Genomic DNA, 19,164 nt, shown 5'->3' with positions numbered 1-19,164 from the left:
TCTTCGCCGGTATCTTCTGCCGGCAAAAAAGCCCGTCACAGCCACGCACGCAGGCAGGTCAGCAGTCTGCCGCAGTCTGCCCTTCATCCGGTACAGATGCCAGCGCGGCCTCCTGCTGCCGCTGCCATTCGTAGGCTGCGGCTATATGCGCCTGCGCCGCCGCGTGCACCCTGTCAAACAACGTATTATCCAGCATCACCCAGTTGCCCGCGCTGGCCTTCCAGTGCACGGTGCAGTCCGGTGCCGCCGCAAAGCGTGCGGCCATTTCCGCATAGGCCAGCCGTGCGGCGTAGTCGCTGTCCCACAGCACGCCGTCCAGCATAAAGCCGCTGTCTCTGCGGCGGTTCTTTTCGGCGCTTACAGCCTGCAGCAGGGCGTCCCGGGACAGTACCCACCTGCCGGAATCCGCAGCCACATACCCGTCGGCAGGACGCGGCCCCTCCATAAGAACAAGTTCCGGATGCTTTGCCGCCTGCAGCGGATTCATAATGTGCTGCAGGCTTTCGCCCGCCTTGGCATATACCGGCATATCAATACCCCCTGTGTACAATTGCGCGGATTCGCGCGGGTCCGGGCACACCCGCGCTGAAATCACCGCCGATGGAAGCAGGCTGCGAGGCAAGGCCCGCACCGCCCGTAAACACCCGCACCCCGTCATCGCGCACCGATGCCGAAACACCGATACCGGCAGAGGTGAAAATCCATCCGGCCTTTCCCCAGAAGCCTTCGGCATGCAGCTGCGGCTCCGCCGTCATGCCGCACGCATACGGGAACGGCAGGTTTTCAATAACTGCGGAGTTTTTCGCCACAGGTTCCCCCGCATTCACAGGTATGACGGTTACGGTTCCGGCCCCGTAACTGTGCACCGTGCGCACAGTACCGCCGTTTTTTTCAACCCGCCCCAGATAGACGCGCCGTACAGGGGCGCCGGTGCAGTCGTGCATCACACCGGCCGCCGTATCAAAAAAATCTCCGGCAAAAAGCGGTACAAACATGGCCAGTCCCACCAGCCCCGCCGGATCGGCGGATGCGGTCACTTCAATCTCAATCGACGCCGCTGTTACCGGCGCATCCAGCATGAACACCGATTTTCCGGCAATCCCCTGCCCCGGAAACACAAACCCGCTCACGGCCTGTGCTGTCGTGTCGGGCGTATCAGCCCCGCCGTATTTCACCTTCCATGCTTTCGGCATCCAGCTGTTTGTTCCGCCGGAACGTGGAACCAGCATGTAGCCCACAACGGTACGCGGCGCGGTAAATACCATCCGCAGCCAGCCTGTGCCGTCATTCCGGCCGCTTCCCCAGAAATCATTCGAGTCAGCAACCGTTCTGTTAAACGCCTTCCACGCCGCGTACAGCGGGTCACTTTCACTGTCGGCGCTCACGGTGCCCCACCCTGCCAGCGTATACCCGCTGAACGCCGGAATAACATCCGCTCCGCCGCGTGATGTGCCTGTTTCCGGCGGAATGTCCGTATGGCCGAACCCCGCAAACGTACCGTCCGCCGCCATATCGGCATAAATATGGCACACCCCGTCCGCCGCGGAGGTCAGATCAACAACCTCATACGCCGGAAGCACTACGGAAGAGCGCACACACCCGCCGTCCGCATACGCAACCTGAAGCCCCGCAGGAACGGCCACCGCCCCTTCCGGCACATCTTCATAATGAATGCGCAGCTCGCTCAGGTGAATGTTTGCCCCCGTCAGATCAGACATGGCCACCCTGAGAGCAGTCAGATGCACCGGCGCATCAAAATCAAACCGCTTCAGCTGTCCTTTGGTCCATACCCCCGTGGTAAAGCTTTTCACTTCCGCGCCGTCGGCATACGCCGTAAGGGTGTGCGGGGCATCCCGCTCGTCCGTGGCATCACTGTGATTGCGCGAACGGATGGAAAAACCGCGTACTTTTCTGACCAGCGGATGCCGGTATTCAACCCATGCGGTATTACCTGCAGACGCGTAGATGCCCGTACTGCCGTCGGTTGAAGGGCTGCCGTTCACCAGATTGCCCGCGGAATATGCGCTGCTGTACTCGGAAGAGGCCGAAACAACTCCGGCGGGCGACCAGCGTCCGCCATGGGTGCAGATGCACCCCGGCAGCAGCGCAAGCACCGGCGCGTCACAGTCCGCGGCTGTCCAGCCTTCCGGACGCAGCCCGCGCAGCGCCTGTATGATGGATTGCGGGGCGTGCGCCTGCGACACGGCAGGCAGCATGCTGTTGACGGGTATGTCGTTGTCACCGCAGCCCACGCGTCTGCCCAGAATCCAGCGGCCGTCCTCCGTCACCGTCAGCAGCTTTCCGCCACTTCCGGCGGCAGGATCCGGCAGGCTGATACGCCGCGCAGCCTCGTGCGCCTGCGCCTGCGCCGCCACAGCCTCATCGCGGGCCTGTTCCGCAGCATTGCGTCCCGCCGCGCACACCGCAGCGGCTTCGTCTATGGCGGCCAGCAGCGCCTCAGGGTTGGCGGACTCGCCCATGCCCACCTGCACACAGCGCCCCAGTGTTTCGCGCACCTGCTGATTCAGCAGGGTCAGCTTGTCAAAGGCCCGTTCCAGCAGCTCGGCATCCAGCACCCCCGTATTGCGCAGATCCATGTCCTGTGTCGGCGCTATGTCCAGAAACACCGTGAGCTTCTGCCCCTGCTTCACAGAGCACCGGCAGGTGCCTCCGTCCGCCCCGCGCACGGCTTCCACACTGTATTCGCGCCCGTACTCCAGCCGCCGCTTTCGGCCTGTCTCATCCGCAAGCATGGCCCCCACCTCGTCCGGTGCAAAAAACACGAACGGAACAGGCCAGCAGTCCTGTACCCCGTCGCCTGCATATGTGCAGACAATAGGCCCTGTCGAAACAGTCATACGTCCTCCCTTGAGCTGTTAGCTGTTTCCCGAGGGAGCTGTAATATCACACTGACCCGAACAGACGTTGCGCCCGCCGGACCGTATACGCCAAGCTGCGCACGCCAGATTGCGCACGGCAAAAGAGCATACCGTGCAGGCAGGCACCTGCATGCGGGCGGGCAGCCGCCGCAATGGTAACGAATCGGCGTGAATATTCAGCAGGACGGAACGTTCAGTGTCCGTGGTTCGGCAGCCGGACACCGGCGCAGAAAAAAATCAGAAGAAATAAGGCAAAAGGCTGCGGGCACGCGCTGCAGACACCGCACGCAGCGGGTTGTGCCCGCCATCTGCGCGCGGCATGACGCCGCCTGCACCGGAGCAGCAGACAGGCCGTCACGCTCTGACATTTATCATGGAAGAATGAGCCTGAGGAAAACCCGAAACCCGCCGGTATGTGCGCACTCCCACATTGCGTGTGTAATTGGGAGCGGCAAAGGCCGATTCCAGCGCGGGCTGTTCCGCCGCACGGGACGGCGGCGCAGTGCGCAGCGCTTCGTACAGTTCCGCGTCCTGCGCCTGCAGCGATTCGGCAAAGTTGAATCCCCGCAGTCTGTTCAGACGGTCTCCCGCCTCACGCGCCACAGATGCATGGTCAAGCGTCTCTTCCGTCTCCAGCCGTATGCCCAGCTTGCCCAGCCGCAGACCCACGGCTTTTCTGCTGTGCACCACATCACTGCCCGCGCGGGAAATCTCGCCGGAGCGGGCAGCCTGTGCATAGGCTGAAAAAGCGGAAGAGGTGATTTTCATAGCAGTTCCTGAACAGTCTGCATTACCGGACACAGCGTGCATACATGCACTGCAGAGCATACGTTGCGCGGCCGCCGTTGACAACATGCAAGCGGCCCGCAGACCGCCTGCAGCACAAAATTATCATCCCGCACCGACGCCAAGGCACTATACTGACCCCGTGCGCAGCAACTGCCCCCTGTAACCGTGCTGTGACCTGCCGGAGCCTTCCGGAACAAAAATACAAAAACATAACATATTGAAATATCGGAGACAAACCACAGAATCCCGGACGAATACCGCCCGTAACAAACATGCTGCCCGCATGACACAGCACCGTAACAAAGGACACCTAGGTTACCCACACGCCGGACGGATACAGGTACGGCGCATACAACAACAAACAAGTCATCAACCACATCGGAGGAAAACCCATGCGTATGAAACATCTTGCCATCGTCGCCGCCCTGGTGCTCGGCCTCACTTCTTCCGCTTTTGCCGGACAGAAGATCAAAATCGCCGGTTCCACAACCATTCTGCCCATCATGCAGCGTGTGGTTGAAGCATACATGAAAGCCAACCCCGATGTGGAAATCGCAGTTTCCGGCGGCGGTTCTTCCAACGGCATCAAAGCGCTGCTGGACGGCACCACCGACATCGCCATGGCATCGCGCACCATGAAAGACAAAGAAATCAAAATGGCCGCCGAAAAAGGCATGAACCCCAAGCAGGTTGTCATCGCCCTTGATGCCGTGATTCCCATTGTCAACAAAAGCAACCCCGTCAACGACCTGACCATTGACCAGCTGCAGGCCATCTATGCCGGCAAGGTCACCAACTGGAAAGAAGTCGGCGGCAAAGACGAAGGCATTGTGGTGGTTTCGCGCGACACGTCTTCCGGCACCTACGAGACCTGGAGCCACTTTGTAATGGGTAAAACCCGCGTGTTCCCCGGTGCGCTTCTGCAGGCATCTTCCGGCGCAGTGCTGCAGGCCGTGGCCAAAAACCCCCGCGCCATCAGCTACGACGGCATCGGCTACGTTGACAACTCGGTCAAGCCGCTGACCGTGAACGGTGTGGAAGGCAACGCAACCACCGCCAAGGACAAAAGCTTCCCCGTCGCCCGCACCCTGCAGGTATATGTAGACGGCAGCGTTTCCGGTGCGGCCAAGGGCCTTATCGACTTCATCCTGTCGCCCGAAGGCCAGAACATTGTGGAAGAAGCCGGCTTCATCAAGCTGTAACATTCTTCCTCTACACTCCGTCCCTGAAGAACAACGCGGCCAGGCCCCTGCCGGATACGGCACGGGGCCTGCCGTGCAACCAAGCCCAAGGCGGACAGACAACCGACATGATCACACTCTCTCGCCGTAAAAAAGACACCATCATTGCCGGAGCGTTTCAGACCAGCGCCGGTCTGTGCATCATTGTACTTTTTCTGATTATGATTTTTCTCTTTGTGGAAGGACTGCCCCTGCTCAACGTGGTACCCCCGCTTGATTTTCTTTTCGGTACGGCATGGTACCCCACAGACGACCCCGCCGACTTCGGCATTCTGCCCATGATTGCCGGCTCGCTGGCCGTTACGGGGCTGTCATCCGTCATTGCCATACCGCTGGGGCTCATGACGGCCGTATATCTTTCTGAAATCGCATCGCCCCGCATGCGCAGCGTGGTCAAGCCGCTGGTGGAAATGCTTCAGGCTCTGCCCTCCGTGGTCATCGGCTTTTTCGGCATGGTTGTGGTGGCGCCTTTTCTGCAGCAGACATTCGGGCTGGCCACGGGACTCAACCTGACAAACGCGGCCATCATGCTGGCATTCATGGCTGTTCCCACCATTACCAGCATTTCCGAAGACGCCATTTATTCCGTACCCAACGAACTGCGCGAAGCTTCGCTGGCGCTGGGCGCCACACGCTGGCAGACCATCTCGCGCGTGGTGCTGCCTGCTTCGCTGCCGGGCATAAGCACGGCTGTCATTCTGGGTATGTCGCGCTCCATCGGCGAAACCATGGTGGTGTTGATGGTGGCCGGCGGTGCGGCTATGATTCCGGGCAGTCTGTTTGACCCCGTGCGGCCCATGCCTGCTTCCATCGCGGCAGAAATGGCCGAAGCACCCTTTAAAAGCGATCATTACCACGCCCTTTTCGCCACGGGCATGGTGCTTTTCATCTTTACGCTCATGTTCAACATACTGGCCGCATGGATCGCCGAAAAAAAGAAACAGGTCGGCGTTTCGACCCTGTAGAGCAATGCAATGACCCACGCACCGACTCATCCAAACGCCAACGTCTTCAGGGGGAACACAGTGCAGCACGCCGCAAGCACACTGGTTCAGGACCAGAAATTTCTGCAGCGCCGCAAGCCTTTTCAGACTTTCATGTTCATGCTGTTCAGGGCCTCAGTGGTGCTCAACGCCCTTGCGCTGGCCGTCATATGCGGCTTTGTGCTCTTTTACGGTCTGCCCGCGGTCAACTGGGAATTTCTGACAGCCCACCCGCGCGACGCAATGACAGCCGGCGGCATATTTCCCTGCATACTCGGCACCATTGCCCTGAGCTACGGTTCCATGCTCATTGCTTTGCCGTGGGGGGTGTGCACCGCCATATACCTGCATGAATACGCCAGACCAGGCCCCTTTGTGCATGCCATGCGTCTGGCCATCAACAATCTGGCCGGTGTGCCCTCTGTGGTTTTCGGCCTGTTCGGGCTGGCGTTCTTTGTGACGCTCATGCAGATGGGTGTCAGCCTGCTTGCCGGTATGTTCACGCTGGCAGCGCTTATCCTGCCGCTTATCATCGGCGCATCCGAAGAAGCCCTGCGCTCTGTTTCACAGACATACCGCGAAGCCTCGCTGGCGCTGGGAGCCACCAAATGGCAGACTCTGGCCAAGGTGGTGCTGCCCGCGGCCACGCCGGGCATTCTGACCGGCGCCATTCTGGGCATAGGCAGAGCCGCCGGAGAAACAGCGGCCATCATGTTCACCGCAGCCATGTTTTTCAGCCCCAAGCTGCCCGGCTCTGTCTTTGACAGCGTAATGGCGCTGCCCTACCACATATATGTACTGGTCACCGCAGGCATAGACATAGAAAAAACCCGTCCGCTGCAGTACGGCACTGCGCTGGTGCTCATAGTGCTGGTGCTGGGCATGAATCTGCTTGCCATCATCATACGTGCCAGATTGCAGCGAAAGCTGCGCTAGACAGCACGCACACCGCTTTATCAGGGCGGCGGCACCCGCCGCCGCCCTTTTTCATCAACAGGAACCGGCCGCAACAGCCGACCCGCAAGGGGGAATGATGGGCAGCAAAAACTTTGTGCTGGATACCAACGTTCTTATTGAAAGTCCGGAAAGCATTCTGAGCCTGCGCAACGGAGAAGAAAACAACATATTCATCCCCTACCATGTACTGCTGGAACTCAACTCGCTGAAAACAAACCCCAGACTGCGGCACATAGTGGCCCGCGTGGTGGACGTGCTGCTGGAACACCGCGACATAATCAAATTCATCCGCAATGACTCAAGCGTGTCTCCCTTTACCGAAGAGGTGGTGGACAATTTTATTCTGCGTGAAGTGCACGATGCAGACATTGAAGACCCCATTCTGGTCACCAACGACAGAATACTGCAGCTTCAGGCAGGCATGGGTGGCATACGCTGTGAAGAATACCGAGATTCCCGCCCGTTCCAGTCTGAATCACAGCAGTTCACCGGTTTTACCGCCGAAGGGGAACCGCCGGTGCCCAACGCCTTCCGCTGGGAAGAAGGCCGACCGGTCTTCAACGGGCCGGACGGCGACGAGGTGATAAGCTACATGCAGGACGTATGGCAGGTGCGTCCCCGCAGCGTATACCAGAATTTGGCGCTGATGCTTATGCTGCACGACAGAATAGACCTTGTTTCCGTGCAGTCCGAGGCAGGATACGGCAAAACATATCTGGCGCTGGCATCGGCGCTGCATCTGGTATTGCAGCATCACCGCTACAACAAGATATATGTGGTCAAACCCACCATAGAGCTGGGCGCCAAAATGGGCTTTCTGCCCGGTGACATCCGTGAAAAAATGGAGCCGTACATCAGATACATCGGCGACCTGCTGCTCAAGCTGCACGGCGTACGCCCCGCCAACAGGCTGTTTCTCAATGCGGGCGAAGCCCCCCTGCGCTTTGACCCCAAGCGGTTTGAGATACTGCCGCTGGCCTATATCCGCGGTATGAACATAGAAAACGCAGTGGTCATCATAGATGAAACCCAGAATCTTTCGCGGTCTGAAGTACGCGCCCTGCTGACCCGTATGGGCGAAAACGTCAAATGCCTGTGCCTCGGGGACACGAGACAGGTGGACAACCCGTACCTGAACGAATCAAACAACGGGCTCAACTGGATTGTGCGTAAATTCAAGGGATACTCCAACTACGCTCACATGGTGCTGAAAGGAGAGCGCTCGCGCGGGCCCATCACCGACATGGTCATAAAATCCAAGCTGTAACACCTGCCCGTGCTGCGGCGCAGCTGACCTTCCGGCCCCGCATGGTGCGCACACCGTGCGGGGTATAATTTTCTCCTTCGGGCGCACTTTGCCCTGTCCGCGGCTTGCCCCTTTGAATATGTGACTGCTATACTGACCTTTCCGGCGTTTTGTGATATTGCGCCGGAAAAGCAATGCACTGCGCCAAACCTGCACAGGAGACGCCATGAGCAAGCAGTTACACGAAAAGTATCGTCTGGGGGACGCGGATTTTTACCATATCCGTAACCGCAACGAAGCCCGCGTGCTGCGCATGATGGAAAAAGTGCTCACCGAACCGCCGGGCATGACCCCCAGCGCCGCCGACCTGCACGACATCTACGCACTGGCCCTCAATTCTTTGCCTGCACGGTATGCCCAGCAGGGCAGCATCGTGCTGCGCGACCCGGTACGGGATGAAGATGTTCTGGAAGCCGTACGCAAAGCCATTGCCACTGTAGTACACAACCCCAAACAATAGCCGCGCCCGCGCAGTCCGCGCCTGTGCCCTCTGCGTCCGACGCGGCCCAAAACCGGATGCCGCCATGATCAAAACCGATACTCACCTGCACACGCTGCACTCGCACGGCAAGGCGGGCGTGACAGAAATGTTTCATGCCGCCCGTAAAAAGGGCATAGACATCATCGGATTTTCCGAACATTCGCCCCGGCCGGAAACACACAGCTACCCCAGCGATTACCAGCCGAAGCTCATAGAAGGTTTTCCCACCTATGTGGCGGACGTAAAACGGCTGCGCGAAGAATTTAAAAATGAAGCCACGGTGCTTTTCGGTCTTGAAATGGACTGGATGGAAGGCAGCGAGACATTCATAGCAGACACCCTGAAAGCCCATGACTTTGACTATGTCATAGGCGGCATTCATTTTCTGGATACATGGGGCTTTGATTACCGCAAAGAAGACTGGCAGGTGCTGAGCGAGGCGCAGCAGGTGTCGCTGTACAACCGTTTTTTTGCCACCATGCAGGCCATGGCGCAGACGGGCCTTTTCAACATAGTGGCCCACCCCGACATCATCAAAATTTTCAGCATTGACCTGTTCCGCGAATGGGCGGCAGGAGACGAAGCCCGACAGATGTTCCGGCAGGCGCTTACCGCTGTCCACGAGGCCGGCATGGCCATCGAAGTATCTTCTGCCGGTCTGCGCAAACCCTGCGCCGAAATTTATCCATGCCCGCAGTTTATGGAACTGGCAGCCGAAATGGGCATCCCCGTTGCCTTCGGGTCCGACGCACACAGCGAAGCCTCGGTGGGGTACGCCTTTGACCGGCTGGAACAGTACGCGCGGGACTTCGGCTATAACGACAGCGTCTACTTTGTAAAACGGCGCATGCACTCGCGGCCGTTCTGACCCTGACGCGCGGCTGCCGTCTGCGCTGCATATGGCCGCCATACTCGGGGCAGGGTGCGTTTCCGTGCGCCCCTGCCCTGCTCCATGCGGCACGGGCACATGCCCCTGCGCAGTCGCGGCCGGACCCGCAGACAAAAGACAGGGCTGAGCGGTACCCCGGCCCTGCAAAAGCATATCACGGCCTCGCACTGCGGCAGTCTGCTTCCTCCCTGCTCCGGCAGCCTTTTTTCAACGTTTTCTCCATACACCATGACCCAGAACACACCGCTTTTTTCAATGGAATCCGTCAGTGTCCGGCACAACAGCGTTCCGGCACTGGATGCAGTCAGCTGGACGCTGCACCGCGGTGCGCACTGCGCCGTGCTGGGCGGCAACGGCGCCGGCAAATCGACTCTGTTACGGCTTGCCGCCGGAGCAATACGCCCCGACCAGCACGACGGCGGCACCATATTATGGTTTCCCCGCGGCTCGGCAGAAGATTCGCCCATTGCCGTACGCACACACTGCGGTCTTGTTTCGGCAGAGCAGCAGGAGCACTACCTGCGCCGCTCATGGCGCATAACAGGCGAAGAAATCGTGCTTTCCGGCTATTTCGGCACGGACATGCTGTACCGTCCAGCCGGTACGGCACAGCGCCATGCGGCCGCCCGACTGGCAAAAGCGCTGGACGCGGAGCATCTGATGCCGGTTATGCTCGAAGCCATGTCGCAGGGACAGTTGCGCAAAATCCTTCTGGCGCGTGCCATGGTCCATTCGCCGCAGCTGCTTCTGCTGGATGAAGTATGCGAAGGTCTGGATGCAGCTGCCCGCCGCGAAATGCTGGCAGCCATCGACCGTGCGGCTGCTCTGGGTACCACCGTGCTTATGAGCGGGCACAGAGCCGGGCAGTTTCCGGACTGTATCCGGCAGGCCGTGCTGCTCCGTCAGGGCAGGCTGGTATTTACCGGCGGACTGCATCAGGCGCTGCACCTGATGCGCACCACGCACCAGCCCTTGCCGGCCGGTGCATCAGACACCGCGGCCGGACAGTGCAGCTGCTGCACGCCGCCCCCCGCATGTGCGGGGGCAGCGCCGGTGGTGGAAATAGAACACGCCGATGTGTATCTGGGACGCTCGCCGGTGCTGCATGACATAACATGGAGCATATTACCGGGGCAGAACTGGGTGGTCCGCGGCCCGAACGGAGCAGGAAAATCAACCCTGCTCCGGCTGCTGTACGGCGATCAGAGACAGGCCTGGGGCGGCATAGTGCGCTGGTTCGGCATGGCCGGACCGGTGCCGCTTGAAGAAGTGCGCCGCAACGTGGCGCTGGTCTCCGACAGAGTGCAGGCGCTTTACGGTCATGACGGCTACCACTCCACCCGGCTTGAGCTGAACGGCGAGGAACTGGTGCACACCGGTTTTTACGATTCCACGGGACTGTGGGGAAAGACACCCGACGCGCAACAGCACGCCGCAGCCCTGCGCTGGATGGACCGGCTGGGCATTGCGGCGCTGGCCGGAACTGACATCCGCCGCATGTCCTACGGCACGTTACGGCGTTTTATGCTGGCCCGCGCTCTCGTACGCGATCCGCAGCTGCTCATCCTTGACGAACCGCTTTCCGGCCTTGATGAATCCGCCCGCCGCATCATGCTGACCACGCTGTCCGCACTTATGCGGTCGGGCAGGCAGCTGGTGCTGGTGACCCACCATCAGGAAGACATCCCGCCGGAAACAACCCATGAACTGCACCTGAATGCCGGACGCATAACATACTGCGGACCGGTTTGCCCCGCAGGAGACACCCTGTGACCACCGTAATCCTGCCGCGCAGGGGGCGCCCTTTTTGCGGCCTTGTTCAGGCCGCCGGAGTACATGATGCCCGAGAAGCTCTAGTCATTGCGCAAAGCGGCATACGCTGCATCGGACTGCCGCTGCGTCTGCCCGTGCATACCGAAGACATCACCGAGCATGACGCCGCCGCGCTGTGCCGCATGCTGCAGACACTGCCCCCGTCCGCCGCAGGACCGGTCTGCCCTGTATGCATAACATATCTGGACACGGCACAGGATATCCGCGAGCTGTGCCGCATGCTGGGCACCGCCCACGTCCAGCTGCACGGCGGCATACCCGTGCACCAGCTGGCCGCGCTGCGCGCCATGATGCCCGGACTGTACATCATCAAAAGTCTGGTTGTCAGACAGACAGAGACCGGAAAGGACAATCTGGAAGAACTGACCGGTATCATCGACGCGACAGCGCAGCTGGTCGACGCCTACATAACCGACACCCATGATCCGGCAAGCGGCGCGGACGGCGCCACCGGCAAAACGCATGACTGGCGGACAAGCCGTGCGCTGGTGCGGCGTTCTCCGCTGCCTGTCATTCTGGCGGGCGGTCTGACACCGCAAAACGTCCGGCAGGCGGTGCTGACAGTACGTCCCGCCGGTGTCGATGCCCATACCGGACTTGAAAACCCCGCAGGGCGCAAAGATCCCGCGCTGTGCCATGAATTTGCACGTCAGGCTGCCGCCGCGTTCAGACAGATATGCAACGGGGACACCGCGGGCAGCGGACGCTCAAGGCTTGAGAATCCGTCAGCTTTCCGGTAAGGATGGGCAGGCACATAGTGAAATGAATCACAACAGGCGTTAACGAGGGTATCAGAATGGATTTTCTTTTTTTCTTTCTTGGTCTGGGCGCGGTTCTCAGCGCGATTTACTACATTAAAAAAACCAGCTGACCGCAGCCTTCCGGCCTGTGCCGGACGTTTTTCCGCCCCGCCTGTCACCGGACAGGCGGGTTTTATTTTTGGCGGCCGCTGAAGCACGCCTGTACAGCGCACCGTCCTGCCGCTCCGCTTGCAACTGTGCCGCCGGTGCGCTAGTGCGGACAGCACGGCACACATCCATCTCTGCATACCGCCGCAACGCGGCGCACAAGGGGTGACACACTCATGCTTTCACGCTCCCGCGTACGGCGCGGCAGGATTTCGCCTGCACGCGTGCGACGCACTGTACAGCTTGCCTTTGGCCTGTTCTGCATTTTCTGCGGCTGGCGTTTCTTTCTTTATTATCAATGGGCCACCGGCGCATCGGCCGTCTATGTACCCAAACCGCCCATGGTCGAAGGGTTTCTGCCCATCAGCGCGCTGCTGGGGGCCGTGCATTTTTTCAATACCGGCATGTGGGACCCCGTGCATCCCGCAGGGCTGACCATCTTTTTCGCGGCACTGGCTATCTGCCTGCTGCTGCGCAAGGGGTTCTGCGGGTACATATGCCCCGCAGGCTGGGCCAGCAATCTGCTGGAACGCACCGGCAAACGCCTGGGGCTGAACCGCAGCCGTCCGGCACCTGCACGCACCGCGGTGCATAAAGCTATCCGGACAGTGCTGCACGCTCCCAAGTATATCCTGATGGCCGGTTTTCTGTGGACAATGAGCACCGGCATGGACGCACGGGCAGTGGAATCCTTTCTGACCGGCCCTTACAACATGGTGGCCGACAGCAAAATGCTGCTCTTTTTTCTGCACCCTTCGGCCACGGCGCTGACAGTGCTGGCGGTACTGGCCCTGCTGAGCCTTTTTGTTTCCAACCCGTGGTGCCGTTTTCTGTGTCCTTATGGCGCGCTGCTGGGCATAGCCGCCCTGTTCAGCCCCTGCGCCGTACGGCGCAATGCTGCAGCATGCACCGGCTGCGGCCGGTGTTCCGCGGCCTGCCCTGCCGGTATAGCCGTGCATGCGCAGCAGCGGGTCAACAGGGCGGAATGCATGGGCTGCACCGAATGCATAAGCAGCTGCCCGCAGAAAGACTGCCTGCAGGTGACCTGCCTGAACAAACCACAGTATGACTGGGCCATCGCCTACGGCACTGTGGCACTGCTGTGGACGGCGTATCTGGCGGCGGTCTGGTGGGGAAAATGGGATGTTTCAATTGACGCCGCTCTGATACAGAAACTGCACAGCACCATGATGTAACACGTTTCAGGCTGTTGCGCCTCTTGCCTTCGCGCCGGACGGGATTATCATTGTCGTCAGGGGGGTATTGTTCCTCCCTTCTGACGTGTTTTCCCGCGATACCTGCGGGATAAACATCTGCAAGCTACACAGAACACACAGTTTACGGATAAAAGGAGACCTTCGATGACCAGTCAACTGAAGACCGTCCTTCTGCTTGCGCTGCTCTCCGGCCTTATCATTGTGATGGGCGGGGTAATGGGCGGCCGGACTGGACTTTTCTTCGCTTTTGCCTTCGCCCTGCTGATGAACGTGGGCAGCTACTGGTATTCCGACAAAATAGTCCTGAAAATGTACAACGCCCGCGAGGTCAGTCCTTCCGAGGCCCCCATGCTGCACGCCATGGTTGACGAGGTGGTCATGCGCGCCGGCATTCCCAAGCCCCGCGTGTGTATCATTCCCGAACAGACACCCAACGCATTTGCCACAGGCCGCAACCCCGAACACGGGGTGGTGGCGGTGACAGAAGGCATCATGCACCTGCTGACCCCCGAAGAGCTAAAAGGGGTTATCGCCCATGAAGTTGGGCACATAGCAAACAGAGACATTCTGGTGCAGAGCGTTGCCGGTGTCATGGCTTCGGTCATTGTCATGCTGGGCAACATACTGCAGTTCACCGCCATTTTCGGCGGCGGAAACAATGACGAGGAAGGCGGCGGAAATCCCATTGCAGCGCTGGCCATGGCGTTTCTGGCTCCCGTTGCCGCATCGCTCATCCAGTTCGCCATTTCACGCTCGCGCGAATTCATGGCGGATGAAGCCGGAGCCCGGTATTCCGGCAATCCCATGTATCTTGCCAGCGCCCTGCAGAAACTGGGGGCCTACAGCGGCAGAATACCCATGCAAAGCGGCAATCAGGCCACAGCGCACATGTTCATTGTCAACCCGTTCAGCGGCGTGCGTATGGCCGAACTGTTCAGCACGCACCCGCCCATGGAAGAGCGCATCCGCCGTCTGCAGCAGATGGCCGGCAGATAGCACCGCGCTTACATGCCCGACTAAAATCAAAGGCCGCCTCTGAAAGAGGCGGCCTTTTTCCGTTTGCAGGAAGCACCATGCCGACTTATCGGTGCTCCGTCTGAAAATCTCCGGCTGTTCCGGCACGGACCGGCCGGCGGGGCGGGCTTACGCCGCGGCCGATTTGTTTTCCTTCATCTCACGGTACCGTACCAGATCATCCACGGTAAGCACCACCATATCATGTTTTCTGCCGAAATCCACAATCTGCGGCAGACGGGCCATGGTACCGTCGGGGTTGGTCACTTCGCACAGCACGCCGCAGGGTTTCAGCCCTGCAAGGCGCATCAGGTCCACGGTGGCCTCGGTGTGCCCTCTGCGCTCCAGCACTCCGCCGGGACGGGCCCGCAACGGAAACACGTGGCCCGGACGGCACAGGTCCGACGGGCAGGCATCATCGGCTATGGCAGCCTGAATGGTGCACACCCTGTCCGCTGCCGAAACTCCGGTGGACACGCCGCAGGAGGCTTCGATGGAAACAGTGAACGCCGTCTGATACTGGCTGGAGTTGTTTTCCACCATCATGGGCAGTCCCAGCGCGCGCACTTTTTCATCTGTCAGACACAGGCACACTATGCCGCTGCATTCCCTGATGAGCATGGCCATCTGGCTGTCTGACAGCGTTTCGGCCGCAAAAATCAGATCACCTTCATTTTCGCGGTCTTCATCATCGGTCACCAGCACGCCGTGGCCCCTGCGCAGGGCATCCAGAGCAGCTTCGACACGTTCTTCAAATGTTCCGGTAAGCAAAGATTCTTTTGCAGACATTATACCACTCCCTTCTGGTGAAAAAAGACGGAACAAGGGCGTGGGAACAGGCAGTGAGCCAGCACCGCAACACGCGGCACAGGCGAAAGGACTGTCACAGGCGGCGCACCGCCCTGCGTACAGGTTGCTGCCTTATCCTCTTTCATCCGGACTATGACCGTCGGCTCCGGAATTGCACCGGATCTGCTGACCCTGCCGCCACGGCAGGCGCTCGCGGGCTGTGCCGGCGCGGAGCTGATCACCGCGGGCCGGCTGACCGCCGGTGGGGAATTGCACCCCGCCCTGAGAATAAGTTCACAAGCTATACAACCCCCCTTATGTGCCTGTCAACACACCTTGGAGCAGTTCCTCATACTGCTGTGCGCACACAGTGCCTATTATTCTTGCGCAGTTTACGGCGCCGTCGTATTTTGCCTCCATGCAGGAAATACACAAAGATCTTCTCACGTTTGTGGAACAGTCCATCCCGTTTCACAAACTTCTCGGAATACGTGTGGAACATGCCGTACCCGGCTTTGCCAGAGTACGGCTGCCGTATCAGGACGCCTTTTGCGGCAACATGGCACGCGGCGCGCTGCACGGCGGCGTGACGGCGGTACTGGTGGATATATGCGGTGCCGTGGCGCTGTGGACGCATTTCGGCCCGCTGGATAAAACAGCCACCATTGACATGCGTGTGGATTATCAGCGACCGGCACCTTTTGACGACCTGCTGGCCGAAGGTGAAGTGCGCGTGATGGGCAACCGCATAGCCAGCGTGCATGTACGCGTTACAGCAGCCGCTGCCCCTGATCAGCTTATTGCCGAGGGAAGATGCGTCTACTACGTCAAACGGGTACCACAGCAGCCGGAGACCGCCGGAACACAGGAATGATGGCATCCGGTGCCGGCAGAGCGGCGCGGGCGGCCTCACCGGTCATGTGCCGTCACTTCTGCGTCGTACCCTGATTTTTCTTACGGCATCAGCCTGCGGAAAAATGCTCTGCAAAGACGGCCGCCTGTGCCGGAGAGTGACCCGTCCTAAAATGAGTTGACGTTTTTTAGATTGTTCAAGTTTGGGCTGTGAGGGCAACCTCACAGCCCATTTTATGTACATACTCCGGCGTCTTCATATTCAGGCTAAGATGAGGACGCTCCGTATTATAGATTCCGATCGACTCGTCCACAACTGCCTTCAACTCATCGTAACTTTTGCATGGCACAAATAGAAACTCTTGCTTCAGGATGCCATTCACCCGTTCAGCCAAAGCGTTCTGATAGCAATCGTATCCATCAGTCATGGAACAAAGCATCCCTGCCTTACTCAACTTGTCTTGGTAGATGGTCGATGCGTACTGAAGCCCCCTGTCAGAGTGGTGGATTGCCTCTTTGGTAGTCAAACGGTTCCTGGCAGCTTTTTCCAGTGCCTTGGACACCCCTTCAGCTCCAAGATCCCGATTGAGGCTATGTCCCATGATCTTTCTACTATAAGCATCCGTCACCAAGGTGAGGTAGTAGGTCTGCTCTCTTGTCGAAAGATATGTGATGTCACTAACAAAAACCTGCTCCGGACTTGATGGTCGGATATCTTTAAACAAGTTCGGGTGCTTCTTGAGCCAATGCTTTGAATTTGTTGTTTTTGTGTAGTTTCGTTTGCGCCTTATGAGCATGTGCTCCTTTCGTAACAACGCGAACAAAGCATCGCGACCAAGCTTGATTCCCTTTGCGCTGATAGCATCGCACAGCAGCGAATACAGCTTTCTGGTTCCAAGCCGAGGCATTCTGGCTCTGACGGCAAGCACCAGCTCTTTCACAACTTGAAGCTGGATAGCTCGGAATTCAAAACGCTTTTCGGCCTGATAAACAGATTGGCGGCTCACCCCGAGCTGCCTGCAACAAGCCGCCAAGCTTACTTTGGCTTTTTGTTGAAGATTTCGTGCAGCTCGGGGGTAAACTTTTTTCTTATGGCAGTCCCGTATTCGCGGTCTGAAATGTCAATCATTTCGTTGAGAAGCATGTTCTTCAGCCTCTCGTCCCTCAGCTCCCGTTCCAATCTTCTGATTTGCTGCGCGGGAGTCTCTTTAGCTTTTGGCGATTTACTCGAATGTACCACAGGCTTGCTCCAATCAAGAGTTCCGTGCTTTCTAAGCCAGATAAGCACAGTGCTGCGCCCTTGAATACCATACATCTTCTGAGCCTGCTTGTATGTCATTTCGCCTTGTTCCACTTGAGTCACGACGGATATTTTAAAGGCCATCGTGTAGTCTCGTTGGGTGCGCTTTACATGCTGATTCTTTTCACTTTCCATGAAATAGGCTCCTTACTTGTCAACCTATTTCAGGACGGGACAGAGATAAAAACTGAAAAGGCCGCTCTGTACAGAGCGGCCTTTTAATGATCCGGATACGGGAAAGGAGAGGCTATCGTTTCCCGCAAGCCGGGGTCTACCTGATGAATCTGACTGCGCCACGGTCCGCGGACCATGACGGGCACAACCGCAGCAGGTGCGGGCAAAAAGCCGCGTCATCTGCCACGCCTGTATCAAACAGACACAACCGGAACGTTACTGAGGCTTTCTGCGGATGAACGAGGGAATTTCAAATTCATCCTCGTCAAAGGTGAAATCCTCATCGGCGTTAACCGCTGCCTGACGGGGCGCGGGTGCCGCGGGCTGTGCAGCCTGCTGCTTGCGCAGGTAGGCGGGAATACTTCTGTCGCCTTCGGTGAACGTGGCAACACCGCGCGGTACGCTGCTGTCCAGCGTTCTACGGGGAGCCGTTTCTGCCGCCTGCGGAACTGTCGCCGCGGCAGCATGGGGCGTTGCGGACACAGTGCCGCCACCGCCGCCGGAACCGCTGCCCGCACGTCCGCGTATCTGTGTAATTTTGCCGCTGGAATGCATTTCATCCAGACTCGACGTATCAATGCCGGTGGCAATGACGGTGATGCGCATTTCATCGCCCATGTTTTCGTCAAACACGGTACCGAAGAAAATACGGGCATCTTCGTGCGCTGCTTCCTGAATGACTCCTGCGGCTTCGCTCACTTCCTGAATGGTCAGATCGTAGCTGCTGGTGATGTTCATCAGCACGCCGCGTGCACCGTCAATGGAAACGTCTTCAAGCAGCGGGCTGGTAATGGCCCGCTGGGCTGCCTCGTGCGCACGGGATTCTCCGGACGAAGTACCCGCGCCCATCATGGCCAGACCCGATTCGCCCATGACCGCCTTGACGTCGGCAAAGTCGAGGTTGATCAGACCGGGCACCATGATGAGGTCTGAAATACCTTTCACGGCGAAGTACAGAATTTCGTCTGCGCGCTTGAGCATCTCAATGAAAGTCGCTTTCTTGGAAGCCAGCGAAAGCAGCCTGTCGTTGGGAATGGTGATAAGGCTGTCCACCTGCTGGCGGAACTGCTCGATACCTTTTTCCGCCGCTTCAAGGCGCTTTCTGCCCTCAAAGAAAAACGGCTTGGTCACAACGCCCACTGTCAGCGCCCCCATTTCCTTGGCCACCTGCGCGATAACGGGCGCCGCACCGGTTCCGGTGCCGCCGCCCATGCCGGCGGTGACAAATACCATGTCAGCTTCACCCAGCGCTTCGCGGATGGCTTCAATGCTTTCAAGGGCTGCCTGTCTGCCCACTTCGGGGTCAGCACCGGCGCCAAGACCTTTGGTAAGCGCCTCGCCAAGCTGAATTTTAAATTCCGCCTGCGAACGGTGCAATGCCTGCACATCGGTGTTGGCGGTGATAAAAGTCACCCCCTTGAGCGTCGATGTGATCATGTTGTTCACGGCGTTACCGCCGCCACCGCCGACGCCGACGACCTTGATCTTGGCCGAGCTGTCGATATCGATATCGTGAAAATCCATATGCCTCTCCTTTAGCCGATACGGTGGA

At 58.9% G+C, this 19,164-nt stretch carries 17 protein-coding genes and 1 riboswitch; of the genes, 11 read left to right on the top strand and 6 right to left on the bottom strand.

Translation table 11 applies throughout. From position 1 onward, the window contains the following. Positions 1-58: 58 nt before the first annotated feature. From ACZ5D1_RS04385 to ACZ5D1_RS04375, 3 genes are all read right to left on the bottom strand, one after another. Complete coding sequence (locus ACZ5D1_RS04385) at positions 59-529, bottom strand: DUF4376 domain-containing protein (protein WP_011367100.1); 471 nt, start codon at positions 527-529, stop codon at positions 59-61. A gap of 1 nt (position 530) precedes the next feature. Continuing rightward, complete coding sequence (locus ACZ5D1_RS04380; RefSeq protein ID WP_464556024.1) at positions 531-2,858, bottom strand: discoidin domain-containing protein; 2,328 nt, start codon at positions 2,856-2,858, stop codon at positions 531-533. 375 nt (positions 2,859-3,233) lie between these two features. Further along, positions 3,234-3,647, bottom strand: coding sequence for a hypothetical protein (locus ACZ5D1_RS04375; RefSeq protein WP_011367098.1), 414 nt, complete (start codon positions 3,645-3,647; stop codon positions 3,234-3,236). A 413-nt stretch (positions 3,648-4,060) separates the two neighbouring features. Here ACZ5D1_RS04375 and ACZ5D1_RS04370 point away from each other — a divergent pair, with 413 nt between their 5' ends. From ACZ5D1_RS04370 to ACZ5D1_RS04325, 10 genes are all read left to right on the top strand, one after another. Beyond that, the gene (locus ACZ5D1_RS04370; protein ID WP_011367097.1) at positions 4,061-4,870 is read left to right on the top strand and encodes a phosphate ABC transporter substrate-binding protein; all 810 of its coding nucleotides are present in this window, start codon (positions 4,061-4,063) and stop codon (positions 4,868-4,870) included. Positions 4,871-4,977: 107 nt separating this feature from the next. Further along, positions 4,978-5,874 carry a phosphate ABC transporter permease subunit PstC gene (pstC, locus tag ACZ5D1_RS04365; protein ID WP_011367096.1) on the top strand — a complete coding sequence of 299 codons (897 nt, stop codon included), beginning with the start codon at positions 4,978-4,980 and terminating at the stop codon, positions 5,872-5,874. A 132-nt stretch (positions 5,875-6,006) separates the two neighbouring features. Beyond that, entirely contained in the window at positions 6,007-6,828 is an 822-nt protein-coding gene (gene pstA / locus ACZ5D1_RS04360; RefSeq protein ID WP_464556525.1) for a phosphate ABC transporter permease PstA, read from the top strand. Between the two features lie 97 nt (positions 6,829-6,925). Then, on the top strand, positions 6,926-8,116 hold the full coding sequence (locus ACZ5D1_RS04355) for a PhoH family protein (RefSeq protein ID WP_027181498.1): 1,191 nt from the start codon (positions 6,926-6,928) through the stop codon (positions 8,114-8,116). Between the two features lie 205 nt (positions 8,117-8,321). Continuing rightward, positions 8,322-8,615, top strand: coding sequence for a late competence development ComFB family protein (locus tag ACZ5D1_RS04350; RefSeq protein WP_011367093.1), 294 nt, complete (start codon positions 8,322-8,324; stop codon positions 8,613-8,615). A 64-nt stretch (positions 8,616-8,679) separates the two neighbouring features. Next, positions 8,680-9,504, top strand: a complete 825-nt coding sequence (locus ACZ5D1_RS04345) for a histidinol-phosphatase (RefSeq protein ID WP_011367092.1) — start codon at positions 8,680-8,682, stop codon at positions 9,502-9,504. 249 nt (positions 9,505-9,753) lie between these two features. Then, entirely contained in the window at positions 9,754-11,298 is a 1,545-nt protein-coding gene (locus ACZ5D1_RS04340; RefSeq protein ID WP_464556021.1) for an ABC transporter ATP-binding protein, read from the top strand. After that, on the top strand, positions 11,295-12,098 hold the full coding sequence (locus ACZ5D1_RS04335) for a phosphoribosylanthranilate isomerase (protein WP_455697286.1): 804 nt from the start codon (positions 11,295-11,297) through the stop codon (positions 12,096-12,098). The genes ACZ5D1_RS04340 and ACZ5D1_RS04335 overlap by 4 nt, the downstream gene beginning before the upstream one ends. 344 nt (positions 12,099-12,442) lie before the next feature. Further along, positions 12,443-13,462: a 4Fe-4S binding protein gene (locus ACZ5D1_RS04330; protein ID WP_455697285.1), complete on the top strand. Its 1,020-nt coding sequence runs from the start codon at positions 12,443-12,445 to the stop codon at positions 13,460-13,462. 165 nt (positions 13,463-13,627) lie between these two features. Further along, positions 13,628-14,479 (top strand): zinc metalloprotease HtpX, encoded by an 852-nt coding sequence (locus ACZ5D1_RS04325; RefSeq protein WP_011367088.1) that lies wholly within the window; start codon positions 13,628-13,630, stop codon positions 14,477-14,479. Between the two features lie 147 nt (positions 14,480-14,626). On the opposite strand, the gene ribB is transcribed toward ACZ5D1_RS04325, so the two are convergent. Next, positions 14,627-15,286: a 3,4-dihydroxy-2-butanone-4-phosphate synthase gene (gene ribB, locus ACZ5D1_RS04320; RefSeq protein WP_011367087.1), complete on the bottom strand. Its 660-nt coding sequence runs from the start codon at positions 15,284-15,286 to the stop codon at positions 14,627-14,629. A gap of 130 nt (positions 15,287-15,416) precedes the next feature. Continuing rightward, a riboswitch (FMN riboswitch) is annotated at positions 15,417-15,580 on the bottom strand. Positions 15,581-15,656: 76 nt separating this feature from the next. Between ribB and ACZ5D1_RS04315 the strand changes: the two genes are divergently transcribed. Then, entirely contained in the window at positions 15,657-16,160 is a 504-nt protein-coding gene (locus ACZ5D1_RS04315) for a PaaI family thioesterase (protein WP_234703601.1), read from the top strand. A gap of 175 nt (positions 16,161-16,335) precedes the next feature. On the opposite strand, the gene ACZ5D1_RS04310 is transcribed toward ACZ5D1_RS04315, so the two are convergent. Beyond that, positions 16,336-17,573, bottom strand: a protein-coding gene (locus ACZ5D1_RS04310; RefSeq protein ID WP_455697283.1) for an IS3-like element ISDde2 family transposase whose coding sequence is annotated in 2 segments (ribosomal slippage) — positions 16,336-17,219 and positions 17,219-17,573 — 1,239 coding nt in all. Because the reading frame shifts where the segments join, the coding sequence is not laid out codon by codon here. A 255-nt stretch (positions 17,574-17,828) separates the two neighbouring features. Beyond that, entirely contained in the window at positions 17,829-19,136 is a 1,308-nt protein-coding gene (gene ftsZ / locus ACZ5D1_RS04305; protein WP_464556018.1) for a cell division protein FtsZ, read from the bottom strand. Between the last annotated feature and the right edge of the window lie 28 nt (positions 19,137-19,164).

The organism is Oleidesulfovibrio vietnamensis (assembly GCF_055388115.1).
The sequence above is the reverse complement of the archived record's forward strand: the minus strand, read 5'-3'. Positions and strand labels throughout refer to the sequence as shown.